Annotated in this window: 18 protein-coding genes; 8 read left to right on the top strand and 10 right to left on the bottom strand. The window is 68.6% G+C overall.

Translation table 11 applies throughout. The annotated features are described in order from the left end of the window. Positions 1 to 23 precede the first annotated feature (23 nt). On the top strand, positions 24 to 434 hold the full coding sequence (locus AC07NN_RS22750) for an NtrZ family periplasmic regulatory protein (RefSeq protein ID WP_494646096.1): 411 nt from the start codon (positions 24 to 26) through the stop codon (positions 432 to 434). Here the strand turns inward: AC07NN_RS22750 and AC07NN_RS22745 are convergent. Then, on the bottom strand, positions 431 to 1,066 hold the full coding sequence (locus AC07NN_RS22745) for a thiamine phosphate synthase (protein WP_494646095.1): 636 nt from the start codon (positions 1,064 to 1,066) through the stop codon (positions 431 to 433). The two genes, AC07NN_RS22750 and AC07NN_RS22745, sit on opposite strands and share 4 nt — an antisense overlap. A 15-nt stretch (positions 1,067 to 1,081) precedes the next feature. On the opposite strand from AC07NN_RS22745, the gene AC07NN_RS22740 reads away from it, so the two are divergent. Beyond that, on the top strand, positions 1,082 to 1,741 hold the full coding sequence (locus AC07NN_RS22740) for a YggS family pyridoxal phosphate-dependent enzyme (protein WP_494646094.1): 660 nt from the start codon (positions 1,082 to 1,084) through the stop codon (positions 1,739 to 1,741). Between the two features lie 144 nt (positions 1,742 to 1,885). Here AC07NN_RS22740 and AC07NN_RS22735 read toward each other — a convergent pair whose 3' ends face one another. Further along, entirely contained in the window at positions 1,886 to 2,392 is a 507-nt protein-coding gene (locus AC07NN_RS22735; RefSeq protein WP_494646093.1) for a L,D-transpeptidase family protein, read from the bottom strand. A 74-nt stretch (positions 2,393 to 2,466) separates the two neighbouring features. Here AC07NN_RS22735 and AC07NN_RS22730 point away from each other — a divergent pair, with 74 nt between their 5' ends. Then, positions 2,467 to 3,153 (top strand): response regulator transcription factor, encoded by a 687-nt coding sequence (locus tag AC07NN_RS22730; protein WP_494646330.1) that lies wholly within the window; start codon positions 2,467 to 2,469, stop codon positions 3,151 to 3,153. 170 nt (positions 3,154 to 3,323) lie between these two features. Here AC07NN_RS22730 and secB read toward each other — a convergent pair whose 3' ends face one another. Further along, entirely contained in the window at positions 3,324 to 3,824 is a 501-nt protein-coding gene (gene secB, locus AC07NN_RS22725) for a protein-export chaperone SecB (RefSeq protein WP_494646092.1), read from the bottom strand. A gap of 160 nt (positions 3,825 to 3,984) precedes the next feature. Between secB and timA the strand changes: the two genes are divergently transcribed. Genes timA through AC07NN_RS22710 form a run of 3 tightly spaced genes read left to right on the top strand, consistent with a single transcriptional unit; the run spans position 3,985 to position 6,330 of the window. After that, the gene (gene timA / locus AC07NN_RS22720; protein WP_494646091.1) at positions 3,985 to 4,587 is read left to right on the top strand and encodes a TIM44-related membrane protein TimA; all 603 of its coding nucleotides are present in this window, start codon (positions 3,985 to 3,987) and stop codon (positions 4,585 to 4,587) included. Next, the gene (gene mltA / locus AC07NN_RS22715; protein ID WP_494646090.1) at positions 4,587 to 5,759 is read left to right on the top strand and encodes a murein transglycosylase A; all 1,173 of its coding nucleotides are present in this window, start codon (positions 4,587 to 4,589) and stop codon (positions 5,757 to 5,759) included. The genes timA and mltA overlap by 1 nt, the downstream gene beginning before the upstream one ends. 1 nt (position 5,760) lies before the next feature. Beyond that, complete coding sequence (locus AC07NN_RS22710) at positions 5,761 to 6,330, top strand: Smr/MutS family protein (RefSeq protein WP_494646089.1); 570 nt, start codon at positions 5,761 to 5,763, stop codon at positions 6,328 to 6,330. A gap of 36 nt (positions 6,331 to 6,366) precedes the next feature. Here AC07NN_RS22710 and AC07NN_RS22705 read toward each other — a convergent pair whose 3' ends face one another. Genes AC07NN_RS22705 through AC07NN_RS22680 form a run of 6 tightly spaced genes read right to left on the bottom strand, consistent with a single transcriptional unit; the run spans position 6,367 to position 10,451 of the window. Continuing rightward, positions 6,367 to 6,690: a phosphoribosyl-ATP diphosphatase gene (locus AC07NN_RS22705; protein ID WP_494646088.1), complete on the bottom strand. Its 324-nt coding sequence runs from the start codon at positions 6,688 to 6,690 to the stop codon at positions 6,367 to 6,369. After that, entirely contained in the window at positions 6,687 to 7,469 is a 783-nt protein-coding gene (gene hisF / locus AC07NN_RS22700; RefSeq protein ID WP_494646087.1) for an imidazole glycerol phosphate synthase subunit HisF, read from the bottom strand. Before hisF ends, AC07NN_RS22705 begins: the two co-directional genes overlap by 4 nt. Then, positions 7,469 to 8,203 (bottom strand): 1-(5-phosphoribosyl)-5-[(5-phosphoribosylamino)methylideneamino]imidazole-4-carboxamide isomerase, encoded by a 735-nt coding sequence (gene hisA / locus AC07NN_RS22695; protein WP_494646086.1) that lies wholly within the window; start codon positions 8,201 to 8,203, stop codon positions 7,469 to 7,471. Before hisA ends, hisF begins: the two co-directional genes overlap by 1 nt. Continuing rightward, positions 8,191 to 8,832, bottom strand: coding sequence for an imidazole glycerol phosphate synthase subunit HisH (gene hisH / locus AC07NN_RS22690; RefSeq protein WP_494646085.1), 642 nt, complete (start codon positions 8,830 to 8,832; stop codon positions 8,191 to 8,193). Before hisH ends, hisA begins: the two co-directional genes overlap by 13 nt. 12 nt (positions 8,833 to 8,844) lie before the next feature. Then, positions 8,845 to 9,435 (bottom strand): imidazoleglycerol-phosphate dehydratase HisB, encoded by a 591-nt coding sequence (hisB, locus tag AC07NN_RS22685; RefSeq protein ID WP_494646084.1) that lies wholly within the window; start codon positions 9,433 to 9,435, stop codon positions 8,845 to 8,847. Positions 9,436 to 9,461: 26 nt separating this feature from the next. Beyond that, the gene (locus AC07NN_RS22680; RefSeq protein ID WP_494646083.1) at positions 9,462 to 10,451 is read right to left on the bottom strand and encodes an adenosine kinase; all 990 of its coding nucleotides are present in this window, start codon (positions 10,449 to 10,451) and stop codon (positions 9,462 to 9,464) included. Between the two features lie 146 nt (positions 10,452 to 10,597). Between AC07NN_RS22680 and AC07NN_RS22675 the strand changes: the two genes are divergently transcribed. Further along, positions 10,598 to 11,455 carry an ATP-grasp domain-containing protein gene (locus AC07NN_RS22675; protein WP_494646082.1) on the top strand — a complete coding sequence of 286 codons (858 nt, stop codon included), beginning with the start codon at positions 10,598 to 10,600 and terminating at the stop codon, positions 11,453 to 11,455. Between the two features lie 157 nt (positions 11,456 to 11,612). On the opposite strand, the gene nth is transcribed toward AC07NN_RS22675, so the two are convergent. Next, on the bottom strand, positions 11,613 to 12,320 hold the full coding sequence (gene nth / locus AC07NN_RS22670; RefSeq protein WP_494646329.1) for an endonuclease III: 708 nt from the start codon (positions 12,318 to 12,320) through the stop codon (positions 11,613 to 11,615). Positions 12,321 to 12,418: 98 nt separating this feature from the next. On the opposite strand from nth, the gene AC07NN_RS22665 reads away from it, so the two are divergent. Further along, positions 12,419 to 13,321 carry a methylated-DNA--[protein]-cysteine S-methyltransferase gene (locus AC07NN_RS22665; protein WP_494646081.1) on the top strand — a complete coding sequence of 301 codons (903 nt, stop codon included), beginning with the start codon at positions 12,419 to 12,421 and terminating at the stop codon, positions 13,319 to 13,321. Positions 13,322 to 13,376 lie beyond the last annotated feature (55 nt).

Below are 13,376 nucleotides of genomic sequence, written 5' to 3'. Positions count from 1 at the left end.
ATTTGAGTAGGCGGCGAGTAGCGATGGTCGCGACGCGTTTCTTTGTAGCGGGGACCGCTGCGTTGATCCTGACAGGATCGGCGTCGATGGCGTTTGCCCAGGCTAAGCCGCATGCCGTCGCGCCTGATTTCTCCGTGAAGAACGATTTCACCAGCGCCGCCGCGGGTGTCCAATATCCGCAGGATGACAAGCGCACCCTGCGTTTCGACGCCAAGAAGGGCCGCTGGGGCCTGAAGCTGGACCTCGACCAGCCCTCCAGCCGCGAAATGGAGATGCAGGACGTCCAGGCCGGCGCCTATTTCAAGGTGACCCCCTCGATCCGCGTCGGCGGCGCCGTCAGCCTCGGCGAATCCAATCCGGCCCTGGCCGCCCGCAAGGCCCAGCAGCCCGACCCGGCGCCCCGCGTGCGCCTGGAAACGGCCTTCAAGTTCTAAGAACCGCTGGCCTGGCCGGCCAGCGCTTCCACAGCCGCGATTCCCACGATGCCGCTCTCCGCGAGGCGAGAAACCGTGTCCGCACGCACGCCGCCCAGGGCGTAGACGGGCAGGGCCGTGGCCGCGATGAGATCTTTCAAGCCCTCGACGCCCAGCGGTGCGCCCGCAGACGGGCTGTTGCTGGGAAAGACCGGCGAGACGATCGCCGCGTCCGCTCCTGCGTGTTCCGCGCGCCGCAATGCTTCGGCCCCGTGGGCGGCGGCGGTGATCAACCAGGCGGGATGCGCCTGGCGCAGGCTCGGAATATCGCCTGCCAGCCGCTCGGGCATGTGCAGGCCGTCAGCCTTGATGGTCTCGGCCAGCTCGGCGGCAGCGCCGACCAGCAGTAGTAGGCCACGTGAATCGGCGATGGCGCGCAGCCGGAGGCCTTGCTCGATCGCGTTGGCGGCCCCGAAGGCCCGGTACACCACCCCGGCTCCGGGCGGCAGGCGTTCGGCGACGGCTTCGGGGTTCGGGACGCGGGCCGGATCGGTGAAGAACAGCAGGCCCGGCAGCACGATCCCGCGCGCGGTCCTTGGCGGGAAGGCGGCCGCCGTCCTAGACAGGACCTCCAGTTCGCTCACGCCGTCCACGCCGGGTTCGTCTCCATGTCCCAAGCCCTCGCCGCCATTCAAGGCCGCATCGCCGCCGCCGAAGCCCGCGCCGGGCGTCCGGCGGGTTCGGTGACCCTGGTGGCGGTGTCGAAGACCCAGGCCTGGGACAATATCGCGCCCGTGCTCGACGGGGGACAGAAAGTGTTCGGCGAAAACCGCGTCCAGGAAGCCATGGAGCGCTGGGCTGATCGCCGCGAGAGCCTGGAGCTGCGGCTGATCGGTCCGCTGCAGACCAACAAGGCTCGCGAGGCGGTGGCGTTCTTCGACGTCATCGAGACGGTGGACCGCGAGAAACTGGCCAAGGTGCTGGCCGACGAGATCCAGCGGGCCGGCAAGGCTCCGCGCCTCTATGTCCAGGTCAATACGGGCGAGGAAGAGCAGAAGGCCGGGATTGCGCCGGGCGAGGCCGACGCCTTCATCGCCGTATGCCGGGCGACCTACGGCCTGACGGTCGAGGGCCTGATGTGCATCCCGCCCTTCGACGCGGATCCCGCGCCGCACTTCGCGCTGCTGCGCGCTATCGCCGAGCGCAACGGCGTCGAGCGGCTGTCGATGGGCATGAGCGACGACTTCGAGACCGCCATTGCCGAGGGGGCCACGTCAGTGCGGGTGGGGTCGGCGATCTTTGGGTCAAGGGCGTACCAAGCGTCCTAAATCCCCGATCTCCCCGGCGACTGCCGGGGCCCAGCTTCATCAGGAAAGTTTGGGGATGACGCGTCTTCGAACTTTGCGAGCTAGCTGACGTTTCTGGGCTCGATCTGGGCCCCGGCATTCGCCGGGGAAATCGGATTGTGGGAGTTAGGCGACGATCTCGACCGCATCGCCCGGCTTGGCCGCCGCCAGCACCGCCTCGATGTCCGGCCGCTCCAGCGCCACGCAGCCTTCCGTCCCCGGATAGCCGTCCCGCGCCAGGTGCATGAAGATCGCCGAGCCCATGCCGGGAACCGGCGGCTCGTCATTGTGACCCAGGATCACCACCAGGTCGTAGACATGATCGTCGCGCCACATCCGCTCGGCGCTGGCCGGGTAGGGCAGGAGGACGGGGCTGTTGTAGTTCGGGTCGCCGGGCGCGTCGCACCAGCCATCCTCGGGCCGTGTGGCGCGGACGGGCAGGGCGGTCTTCGGGCCCTCGGGATAGACGTCCGGGCGGTACCAGACCTCGCGCATCGTCCAGGTTCCCAGCGGGCTCTTGTTGTCGCCCTCGCGCTTGTCGGCGGCGGCGATCGCGCCCGCCTTGCCGATCGCGCAGCGCAGGATCCGGCCATCCAGCTCGAAACGACCATCGGCGTGGGCGCGGAACAGCATGGTTGGGCGACTCCTAGACTTAAGCACGTGCCCGGGGTTGTCCCCGAGGGCCGCAGCGGTGCATGTTCCGCCTTATGGCGCAACGCAAGACGCTTCTGCTGATCGACGACGATGACGACCTGCGCGGCGCGCTGGCCGAGCAACTGGCCCTGCACGAGGAGTTCGCGGTTTCCGAAGCCGCGAGCGCGGGCGAGGGCGTGCGGATGTCGCGCGAGATCAAGCCCGACCTGATCCTGCTGGACGTCGACCTGCCCGACATGGACGGCCGCGAGGCCTGCCGCCTGATGCGCAAGAACGGCGTCACGGCCCCGGTGATCATGCTGACGGCCGCGGCCAGCGATAGCGACACGATCCTGGGTCTGGAGTCCGGCGCCAACGACTACGTCACCAAGCCCTTCCGCTTCGGCGTGCTGCTGGCCCGCATCCGCGCCCAGCTGCGCAGCTACGAAGCCTCGGAAGACGCCCTGTTCCGCATCGGTCCGTACGAATTCCGCCCCTCGGCCAAACTGCTGGTCGACGAGAAGCAGAAGAAGGTGCGGCTGACCGAGAAGGAAACCAACATCCTCAAATACCTCTACCGCGCCGGCTCCAAGCCCGTGTCGCGCGAGGAGCTGCTGACCGAGGTCTGGGGCTACAACGCCGGGGTCACGACCCACACGCTGGAAACCCACGTCTACCGCCTGCGCCAGAAGATAGAGCCCGATCCGGCCGTGGCGCGGATCCTGATCACGGAGATGGGCGGCTATCGGCTGCAGCCGTAGAGGAGCCAAACCTCGCCCTTCGACAGGCTCAGGGTGAGGTTTTACTGAACCGCCGTCAAAAGTCGTCCTCACCCTGAGCTTGTCGAAGGGCGAGGACGTCCCCTTGCGCCAAAAGAAAAGGGCCCGACCTTCCGGTCGAGCCCTCTCCAAATTCAGCAGTTCCGAAACGCCTAGGCGTTGCCGACCACTTGACCGGCTTCCTGGGCCTTGCGCGCGGCGTAGACGCCGGCGAAGTCGATCGGGTCGATCAGGAAGGGCGGGAAGCCGCCTTCGGCCGTGACGTCCGAGATCAGGCGACGGGCGTATGGGAACAGGAAGCGCGGGCACTCGATCAGCAGCACAGGCTCGAGGTCGGCCTCGGGCACGCCCTCGATGTGGAACAGGCCGCCATAGACCACTTCGACGTGGAACACGGCTTGCTCGTCGCGCAGGGCGCGGGCCGAGAGCTTCAGGTCTACTTCGAACAGGCCGTCGGGGCGGCCGCGAGCGTTCATCTCGACGCCCATGTCGATGGCGGGCTGCTGAGCGCCGGCGCGCAGGCTGTCGGGAGCCAGCGGATTCTCAAACGAGAAGTCACGAACGAACTGGGCCAGGATGCGGATGCCCGATTGGCCCGCGATCTCTTCCGGAGCCGCCTCAGGGGCGCCATTGGGGCCGGTGGTGTCGGTCATTAGGATAAAATCCGTAATCGGCGGCTAGAACGCCTGAAGAAAGGTGGGCGCTGCTACCATGAGGGCCGGTCTGGCGCAACGCCAGGCGCCTGACGGGAGAGCGCGTCTCGCCTATATAGACACGATCCCCAGGGCTTGAAGCCCGCTACCGGACCTCGAAGTGGCCCAGTACCTGCAGATCCTATTCCTCGCCGCGGTCGCCGCGGTGGTCCTGTACCAGCTGTACGCCACCCTGGGCCGCCGGGTGGGGCGTCAGCCCGAGGACGCCGCCGTGACGGCCAATCCAGGATCCGGCGCGGCCCTGGCCGACCTGCCGCCCAGCTTCCGTTCGGAAGGGATGGCGGCGCTGAAGTCGCGCCAGCCCGACTTCGACCCGACCCGTTTCCTGGCCGGCGCCCGCTCGGCCTATGAGCAGATCGTCAAGGCCTATGCCGACGGCGACCGCGAGGCGCTGAAGCCCCTGCTGTCGCCCGAGGTGATGATCAATTTCGAGCAGGCCATGATCGCCCGTGAGACCGCCGGCCGCAGCGAGAAGGTCGAGTTCCTGACCCCGCCGCGCCTGGATCTGGAGAGCGTCGACGTGGTCGGCGACCAGGCCAAGGCCGTCGTCCGCATTCTGGCCGAGGTCCGCACCCGCACCAAGGACGAGCGTGGCGAGGGCGTCGACGATCGCCGCACGGCCGAGCTGTGGACCTTCGAGCGCGAGGTGCAGAGCGCCAATCCGAACTGGTTCCTGTCGTTCGTGGCCGCCGCCGAGGCGTGATGATCCGTGTGACGACCCCGAAGGCCTTCGCGCCGCTCCTTCTGGCGACGCTGCTGCTGAGCGCCTGCGCCACCGCCACGACCGCGCCGCCGACGGCGACCACGGGCCCGACGCCTCCGCCGACCAGCCATCCCACGCCGCCGCCGCCGGTGACGACCCTGCCGCCGACGGCGCTGTCGTTCTCCAGCCTGGCCGGCTGGTCGACCGAGGATCACCTGGCGGCCCTGAATGCGTTCCGCACTGGCTGCGGCGTGGCCAAGGACGCCGCCCTGGCGCGGGCCTGCGGCCTGGCCCGTGGCGCGGCCGTTCAAGACGACGCCGGCGCGCGCCTGTTCCTGGAAGCCAACTTCCATCCCGAGCCGGTCGGCGACGAAGGCCTGCTGACGGCCTATTTCGCCCCGCAGTATGAGGCGCGGATGTCGCGCAACGCCGAGTTCTCGGCTCCGCTGCGCGGCCTGCCGACCGACCTGGTGGTGCTGGACCTGGGCGCCTTCGAGCCGTCGTTCATCGGCAAGAAGATCACCGGCCACGTCGAAGGCCCGACCTTCGTCCCCTATCCGGCCCGCGCGGAGATCGAGACCGTCCCGACCGATCGACCCCTGGCCTGGATGCGGCCCGAGGAGCTGTTCTTCCTGCAGATCCAGGGCTCGGGCGTCCTGGTGCTGCCCGACGGCCGCCGGGTGCGGGCGCTGTTCGCCGGCACCAACGGCAAGCCGTTCGTCGGCATCGCCAACGCCATGCGCGACAGGGGCTTGCTGCCCGACAACAACACGTCCGGCGACGCCATCCGCAACTGGCTGGCCGACCATCGCGGGCCCGAGGCCGACGCGATCATGCAGCTGAACCCGCGCTACGTGTTCTTCAAGACCGCGCCGGACGATGGCAAGGAGCCTGTGGGTTCAGCCGGCGTCTCGCTGCCGCCCGGCCGCGCGATCGCGATCGATCCCAGCCGTCACCCCTACGGCGGCCTCTACTGGCTGGACGCCGCCGCGCCGAAGCTGGCCGGGGCCTTCCCGGCCTATCGCCGGGCGGTGGTGGCGCTGGACACCGGCGGCGCGATCAAGGGCGACGTGCGCGCCGACCTCTATATGGGCAGCGGCTCGGCCGCCGGAGCCGAGGCCGGGCGGGTGCGCCACGCCCTGCGTCTCTACCGGCTCGTCCCGAACCCCTGACGTGGCCAAGAAGCCGCCACCCGGGCCGGAGGACGACCGACGCCTCTGGAAGCTCGTCGCCTCGACGGTAGTTCCCCGCGCGCCGGAGAAACCGGAGAAGATGCGGTCCAAGGCGCGCATCCGGCCCTCGTTGAAGGCCGAGACGGCGGTTGGGGCTGATCCCCCGACACGCCTGGCCTCGATCGCGCCGCTGCGCATCGATCCCGAAGAGCTCAAGCCGGGGCCGTCTCGGGTCTTCAAGACCGCCGCCGACCGCATCGAACCCAACCGCAAGCGCCGCATTGTCAAGGCGCACGACCCGATCGGCGCGCGCCTGGACATGCATGGCCTCGACCAGGACCAGGCTCGCGCCACGCTGGAAGGCTTCATCCGCCGCGCCTACGAGGACGGCCACCGCGCCGTGCTGGTCATCACCGGCAAGGGCAAGGTCGGGCACGGCGTGCTGAAGTCGCGGACGCCGGAATGGCTGGCCGGGCCGGCGGTGCGGGAAATGATCGCCGGGGTGTCGCAGGCGGACCAGCGCCATGGCGGCGATGGGGCGCTTTATGTGGCGCTGAAGCGAAAGAGCTGAGGATCGACAAAAACCCTCTCTTATAGAGAGAGGGGTTCAGTTTTTCCGCGACGCCTTCTCGGCGATGCCTGAAGTGCCCTCGCGGGCCTCGAGCTTTTCAGCCACCGCGTCCAGCGACACGCCCGAAGCGGCCATCAGCGCCAGCCAGTGATACAGCAGGTCGGCGCTCTCGGCCGCGAGGGCTTCAGGCCCCTGAGCCACGGCGGCGATCACCGTCTCAACAGCTTCCTCGCCCAGCTTCTTCGCCGCCAACGCCGGATCGTTCAGCAGCTTGGCGGTGTAGGACGCTGTCGGGTCGCCGCCCTTGCGGCTTTCGATGGTCGCGGCCAGGCGGTCCAGGACTTCAGTCAGACGGCTCATGCGGCCCCCTTCAGAGCGTCCAGGCGCACCGGGATGCCGGCGTCGGCCATGGCCTGCTTGGCCTCGCCGATCGAGATCTCGCCGAAGTGGAAGATCGAGGCGGCCAGCACGGCGGCGGCGTGGCCGTCGCGGGCGGCTTCCACCAGATGCTCGGTCTTGCCCGCGCCGCCCGAGGCGATCACCGGCACGTTGACGGCGCTCGTCACGGCCTTCAGCAGCGGAATGTCGTAGCCGATCTTGGCCCCGTCGCGGTCCATCGAGGTCAGCAGGATCTCGCCCGCACCGCGCTCGACCACCTTGGCGGCCCAGTCGACGACGTCGAGGCCGGTGTCCTTGCGGCCGCCATAGGTCCAGACGTTCCAGCCCGAGCCGTCCTCGCGCAGCTTGGCGTCGATGGCCACGACCACGCATTGGGAGCCGAAGGCGTCGGCGCCCCCGGCGATCAGGTCGGGGTTCTCGACGGCGGCGGTGTTGGTCGAGACCTTGTCGGCCCCGGCCAGCAGAAGCCGGCGCATGTCCGACACCTGCCGAACGCCCCCGCCCACCGAGACGGGCATGAAACAGACCTCGGCGGTGCGCGAGATGACGTCCAGGATCAGGCCGCGGCCTTCGCTGGAGGCGGTGATGTCCAGGAACATCAGCTCGTCGGCGCCGGCGGCGTCATAGGCCCGCGCCTGCTCCACCGGGTCGCCGGCGTCGCGCAGGGAGACGAAGTTGACCCCCTTGACCACCCGCCCGTCCTTCACGTCGAGGCAGGGAATGATCCGGGTCTTCAGCATCAGACGGCCGCCGCGATCAGGGCTTCGGACGGCTTGATGGTGCCGGCATAGAGCGAGCGGCCCAGGATGGCCCCAGCGATCTCGACGCCCTTGCGGGCCTTGAGACGCTCGATGTCGGCCACGGCGGCGACACCGCCCGAGGCGATGACCGGGATCGAGACGGCGTCGGCCAGCTCGCCCACACCTTCCACGTTGACGCCGGTCAGGGCGCCGTCGCGGCTGATGTCGGTGATGATCAGGGCGGCGACGCCGGCGTCCTCGAAGCGACGCGACAGGTCGATGGCCGACAGGTCCGACAGGCCGGTCCAGCCGTCGATGGCGACCTTGCCGTCACGGACGTCGACGGCCACGGCGATCTGCTCGGGCCACAGGCGGGCGGCCTTCTTGACCAGTTCGGGGTCGTGCACGGCCACGGTGCCGAGGATGACGCGGCTGACGCCGGCTTCGATCCAGGCCTCGACGCCTTCCAGGGTGCGGATGCCGCCGCCCAGCTGCACGGGGATGGAAATCGACTCCAGGATCGTCTCGACGGCGGCCGTGTTGACCGACTTGCCCTCGATGGCGCCGTTCAGGTCGACGACGTGCAGCCACGAGAAGCCGTCCTTGACGAAGCGCTGGGCCTGGTCGGCGGGCGAGTTGTTGAAGACCGTGGCCTTCTCCATGTCGCCGTGCAGCAGGCGCACGCACTGGCCGTCCTTCAGGTCGATGGCGGGATAGAGGATCATGGGCGCCATTCCAGGAAGTTGGCGAGCAGGGCGAGCCCTGAAGCTTGTGACTTTTCGGGGTGAAACTGTACGCCCGCGACATTGCCCTTGGCCACCGCCGCCGTGAACGGACCACCGTGGTCGGTGATCGCAACCACGTCGGCTTGGTCGGCCGCCGTCAGGGCGAACGAGTTGGCGTAGTACATGTGGGCGCCGTCCTCGATGCCCGCGAACAGGGCGTGAGGGCGGGCGAACTTGATGGCGTTCCAGCCCATGTGCGGGATGGTCAGCGCGGGATCGGTCGGTTCGAGCTTTTTCACCTGGCCGGCGATCCAGTCGAGGCCGGGGGTGACGCCGAACTCCAGGCCTTCGGTGGCCAAGAGCTGGTGACCGACGCAGATGCCCATGAAGGGCACGCCCCGGCCGTGCACGGCCTGGTTCATCGCTTCATAGACGCCGGTGGCGTCCAGGCCCGCGCGGCACGAGGCGAAGGCCCCGACGCCGGGCAGGAAGACGCGATCGGCCTTGGCGACAAGGTCGGGATCGGCGGTGACGACAATATCGGCGTCGATCGCGGAGCGGCGGGCCGCCTCGCGCAGGGCCTTTTCGGCCGAACGCAGGTTGCCCGACCCGTAATCGATCAGGGCGACGGTCTGCATGAAATCAGGTTCCTACAGCACGCCCTTGGTGGACGGAGCCTGGCCGCCGGTCTTCGGGTCGATCTCGACCGCCTGACGCAGCGCCCGGGCCAGGGCCTTGAAGCCGCTTTCGGCCACGTGGTGGGTGTTGTCGCCGTACAGGGTCTCCAGATGGACGCAGGCCCCGACATTCATCGCGAACGCGTGGTGGAACTCCTTGAAGAGCTCGGTGTCCATCTCGCCGACCTTGGGCCGCTTGAAGTCGACCTTCCAGATCAGGTACGGCCGGTTGGAGAGATCGATGGCGCAACGCGTCAGGGCCTCGTCCATCGGGATATAGGCGTGGCCGAAGCGGCGGATGCCCTTGAAGCCGTCCAGCGCCTTGTTGATCGCCAGGCCCAGCACGATGCCGGTGTCCTCGACCGTATGGTGCATGTCGATATGCAGGTCGCCCTTGGTCTCGACCTTCAGGTCGAAGCCGCCGTGGCGCGCGAAGCTCTCCAGCATATGGTCGTAGAAACCAATGCCGGTGGAGATCGTCGAGACGCCGGTCCCGTCGAGATCGATCCAGACCCGGATCTGGGTCTCTTTCGTCTCGCGGACCACTTCAGCGGTGCGGGCCATCTGAATCCTTACAGTCCGTTCTTGGCTTACAGGCCGTTCTTCGCAGCCAGCTCACGCAGGGAGACCTGCGGGCGCGGACCGTAGTGATCGATCACCTCGGCGGCGGCCAGAGAGCCCAGCTGGCCACAGACCGGCAGCGGGCGGCCCTGGGAGAGGCCGTAGAGGAAACCTGCGGCGTATTGGTCGCCCGCGCCCGTCGTGTCCACGACTTTTTCCACGGGGTAGGCCGAGATTTCGTAAAGCTGACCGCCAGCGGCCACGACCGAGCCCTTTTCGCCCCGGGTGATGGCGGCGATCTCGCTGCGCTCGGCCAGGGCCTTAACGGCAGCGTCGAAGTCGGTGGTCTCGAACAGCGAGCAGACCTCGTCCTCGTTGGCGAAGACGATGTCGCACTGGGTCTCGATGAAGCCCAGCAGCGCGCCGCGGTGGCGGTCGACCATGAAGCTGTCGCTCAGCGTCATGGAGATCTTGCGGCCCGCGCCGTGGCTCAGCGCGGCGGCCTTGGCGAAGGCGCGGCGGGCTTCCGGCGGGTCGAACAGATAGCCTTCCAGATACGAGAACTGGGCGGCTTCGATGATCTCGGGATCGACATCGGCCGGCGTCAGCTCGACGCAGGCGCCCAAATAGGTCGACATGGTGCGCTGGGCGTCGGGGGTGACGTTGATCAGGCTCTGGGCGGTGGCCGGACCCTCGGCCAGGGCCGGGGTCGTGAACACGCAGCCGATGGCGTTCATGTCGTGGCGGAACACACGGCCCAGCTGGTCGTCGGCGACCTTGCCGATGAAGGCGGCCTTGCCACCGAAGCTGGCGACGCCGGCTACGGTGTTGGCGGCGCTGCCGCCCGAGGCCTCGATGGCCGCGGCCATGACGTCGTACAGGCTGGCCGCTCGCGCCGGATCGATCAGGGCCATCGAGCCCTTCACCAGGCCTTCGCGCGCGAGGAAGGCGTCGTCGCACTGGGCGATGACGTCGACGATGGCGTTGCCGATGGCGGCGACGTCGTAGAGCGCGGTCATGGGACGGAACAAACCTTTGAAAGAGCAGGGCCAAAAGGCCAAACAGCGTTTGCGATTAAAGGATGTGGCTCGCCAAGGCAACGCGGGGGTTGTCCGAGGGTCTGCGACATCCTAGCTGCACACTCCTAGCAAGCGTGAGTAAACCGATGGTCGACGTCCTGCTCCTGGTCCCCGCCCGCGACGAGCCCTTGTTCGCGAACGCCTGGGCGCCGCTGTTCGAGCGCCTGGCCGCGCCGTTGCGCGCCAAGGGGCTGACGGTAACCTCCCAGCCCTGGACCGACGCGATCGAGAAAGACCAGGCGCGCCTCGTCATGCCGTCCCTGGCCTGGGGTTATCACGGTCGCCAGGCCGAATGGTTCGAGAAGCTCGACACCCTGGAGGCCGCCGGTGTGAAGGTGGTCAATCCGCCGTCGGTGCTGCGCTGGAACTCGACCAAGACCTATCTGGTCGAGCTGGCGGGCAAGGGCGCGCCGGTGGTGCCGACCCATGCCCACGACGTCCTGACGCAAGAGGCGGTCCTGGCCGCGTTCGATGCGTTCGGCGGCGACGAGCTGGTGGTCAAGCCGCAGGTCTCGGCGGGTTCGCACGAGACGATCCGCGTGAAGCGCCATGGCTCTCTCGAGGGCGGCCCCACCAGCCCGGCCCTGATCCAGCCGTTCCTGCCTGCGGTGGGCGAGGAGGGCGAGCTGTCGCTGTTCTTCTTCGACGGCCATTTCAGCCACGCGGTGACCAAGGTCGCCGTCGAGGGCGACTTCCGCGTCCAGCCGCAGTTCGGCGGCCGCGTCAGCGAGATCGCGCCGGAGCGCGAGGCTCTGCGGGCGGCCGAGATGGTGCTGGAGGCGGCCGGCGAGCCGCTGACCTATGCCCGAGTGGACCTGATCCGGGGCCTGGATCACACACCGCAGCTGATGGAGCTGGAGGTGATCGAGCCAGACCTGTTCCTGCAGCACGCGCATGACGGTGGGGCCGCGTTCGCGGCTGCAGTGGTGCGGGCGATATCCTAACCTCTGCTCCCCCTTCGGGGGAGCTGTCGCCCCCGGGTCCGACCGAAGGTCGGCCCGAGGATAAACTCCGCGACTGAGGGGGCTAATGCGGCCTTTGCCGAGCTGCCCCCTCCGGCCCTCTGGGCCACCTCCCCCAGAGGGGGAGTAGATTTGATGCCTACGCCCCCAGGAACAACTCCCGCGACGGGCACAGATCGCTGATCCTGCACACCTCGCACTTCGGCTTGCGCGCCACGCAGACATACCGCCCGTGCAGGATCAGCCAGTGGTGCGCCCGCGTCTGGTAGGGCCCGGGCACGATCCGCATCAAGTCCTGCTCGACCGCGTCGGGGACCTTGCCGGCGGACAGCTTCAACCGGTGCGAAACCCGGAACACGTGGGTGTCGACGGCGATGGCCGGTTCGATGTCCAGTTCATTGAGCACCACGCTTGCGGTCTTGCGACCGACGCCCGGCAAGGCCTCAAGGTCGGCGCGGTTCAGGGGCACTTGGCCGCCGTGCTTGTTCATCAGGATATGGGCGGCGGCGATGACGTTCTTGGCCTTGGTGCGGAAGAGGCCGATCGAGGCGATGTACTTGATCAGCCCCTCTTCGCCGAGCTCAAGCATCTTCTCGGCGCTGTCGGCGACCTGGAACAGCGGGCCGGTGGCCTTGTTGACCTGGACGTCGGTGGCCTGGGCCGAAAGGGCGACGGCGGTGACCAGCTCGTACGGGTTGGAATAGTTCAGCTCGGTCTTGGGATGCAGGTCCAGGCTCTCGAAGCGGTCGAACAGCACCTCGACGCGTTCGCGCTCGGCAGGGCTGATGCGCTTGACGGGCGGCTTCTTCTTTTTCGGAGCGGGGGCTTTGGCCATCGGCGGGACCATGCCGTGATGCGGACCGCTCGCCAAGCATGGGGCGGGCCACTAAGTTCGGAACCGACAGCAAGAACCGGGCGGACGCCGTTATGCGAGGGCCGTAGTCTATGAGCATGGCATACGACGCATCCCCCTTTGCGACGGCGATTCCCGAAGCGGCCAACGAAGAGCTGGTCCGTCTGGCGGAGCGCTCAATCGACTATCACCGCATGGCCAAGGCGCTGGACTGGCTGGCCGAGCGGTGGTCGGAGCATCCCTCGCTGGACGAGGCGGCCCAGGCCGTGGGCCTGTCGCCGTTCCACTTCCAGCGCATCTTCACCCGCTGGGCCGGGGTCAGTCCCAAGAGCTTCGTCTCGGCCATCGCCCATGCCGAGGCCCGGCGCTCGCTGGAGGCCGGCGGCACGGTGCTGGACGCGGCCTTTGACGCCGGACTCTCGGGGCCGTCGCGGCTGCACGACCTGTTCATCGCCCAGGAGGCGGCGACGCCAGGCGAGGTGCGCCGGCGTGGCGCGGGCATGCGGCTGCGCTGGGGCTGGGCCCCGACGCCGTTCGGCCGGGGCCTGTTCGTGATGGCGGACAGGGGCCTCGCGGGCCTGGCCTTCTCGGACGGCGACGACGACCTGACCTTTGCCGACATGCACCGCCGTTTCCCGGCCGCTGACTGGACCCGCGACGATGCGGCCGCCCAGGCCACGGCCCTGCACGCCTTTGCGGGCGGGGAGGGGCCGCTGCCGGTGGTGCTGATCGGCTCGCCGTTCCACATCCAGGTCTGGAAGGCGCTGCTGAATATCCCGACCGGCGAGACGGCCACCTATGGCCAGGTCGCCGGCTGGGCCGGCAAGCCCAAGGCCTTCCAAGCCACCGGCGGCGCCATCGGGGCCAACCCGATCTCGCTGCTGATCCCCTGCCACCGCGCCATCGCCAAGAGCGGCCGGCTGACGGGGTATCACTGGGGCCTGGCGCGTAAGGCGGCGATGCTGGGGATGGAGGCGGTGGCCGCCGCCTCTTAGGGCGGGGCGTCCTCGCCCTTCGACAGGCTCAGGGTGAGGACTACTTTTGGCGCCG

The sequence above is a fragment of the Caulobacter sp. GW821-FHT09H08 genome (assembly GCF_059415885.1).
Note: the sequence above shows the minus strand (reverse complement) of the source record. Positions and strands in the feature narration are given on the sequence as shown.